This window comes from Flavobacterium bomense, assembly GCF_003970355.1.
In genome coordinates this window covers 1-1,387 of record NZ_RYDJ01000110.1, presented here as the reverse complement: position 1 = coordinate 1,387, position 1,387 = coordinate 1, and the positions used below count along the sequence as shown (strand labels likewise).

Below are 1,387 nucleotides of genomic sequence, written 5' to 3'. Positions count from 1 at the left end.
TTGTTTTAAGTTCAATTGCAATACCAATTACTGGCGCAGTTAATTTCATAGACTCAAGAATAATTGGTTGTTTTTCATCACACAATGTATCTCCAGTTTTAATATCTTTAAATCCAACTGCCGCCCCAATGTCACCTGCTTCGATATAATCGATTGGGTTTTGTTTATTAGCGTGCATTTGGTAGATACGAGAAATCCTTTCTTTATTACCAGAACGAGTATTCAAAACATAAGAACCTGCATCAAGTCTTCCTGAATAAGCACGGAAGAAAGCCAAACGACCTACGAATGGGTCAGTAGCAATCTTAAATGCTAAAGCAGCGAAAGGCTCTTTTACATCTGGTTTACGTAAAATTTTAGTTTGATCTTCTTCTAAAAGTTCAGCATCATCAGGATGAATTCCTTCTATACCTGCTTTATCCATTGGTGATGGCAAATATTTACATACAGCATCTAACATGAATTGAACTCCTTTATTTTTGAACGAAGAACCAGCAATCATAGGAATGATAGCCATATCCATAACAGCTGCTCTTAATGCAATGTTGATTTCCTCCTCCGTAATAGAGTTTTCATCTTCCATGAATTTTTCAAGCAGTTTCTCATCATAATCGGCTACTGCCTCAATAAGAATCGATCTGTATTCTTTCACTTCTTCAAGCATATCTTCAGGAATAGGCACAATATCGTAAGTAGCCCCTAAACCTTCTTCATGCCAAACAATTGCTTGATTTTTAACCAAATCAACAACTCCTTTGAAATCATTTTCTTCACCAATTGGCAAAGTAATAGCAACTGCATTTGATTTCAACATATCTCTTACCTGCTGACAAACCATCAAAAAGTTAGATCCTTGTCTGTCCATTTTATTAACAAAACCAATACGTGGTACGTGGTACTGATCTGCTAGTCTCCAGTTCGTTTCTGACTGTGGCTCAACACCATCAACAGCACTAAACAAGAAAACTAATCCATCAAGTACACGTAAAGAACGATTTACTTCAACAGTAAAATCAACGTGTCCTGGGGTATCAATAATATTAAAGTGATAAGGTAATGTTTCAGGTAATAATTTACCTTGTGTAGTTGGAAAATTCCATTCACAAGTTGTAGCTGCAGAAGTAATTGTGATACCTCTTTCTTGCTCTTGCGCCATCCAGTCCATTGTTGCAGCGCCATCATGCACTTCACCAATTTTGTGTGATTTTCCTGTATAGAATAAAATACGCTCCGTTGTTGTTGTTTTACCAGCATCAATGTGAGCAGCAATTCCTATATTTCTTGTATATTTTAAGTCTCTAGCCATTTTTCTTAAGAATTAAAATCTAAAGTGAGAGAAAGCTTTGTTAGCTTCTGCCATTTTGTGAGTATCCATTCTTTTCTTAAC

At 36.0% G+C, this 1,387-nt stretch carries 1 protein-coding gene and 1 pseudogene; both read right to left on the bottom strand.

All coding sequences use genetic code 11. The features are described 5' to 3' along the window. A partial coding sequence (locus EKL98_RS15955; RefSeq protein WP_126563145.1) for an elongation factor G occupies window positions 1-1,306 on the bottom strand: 1,306 nt, incomplete at its 3' end. A 12-nt stretch (window positions 1,307-1,318) separates the two neighbouring features. Then, window positions 1,319-1,387: pseudogene (locus tag EKL98_RS15950) on the bottom strand (30S ribosomal protein S7); the annotation flags it as partial.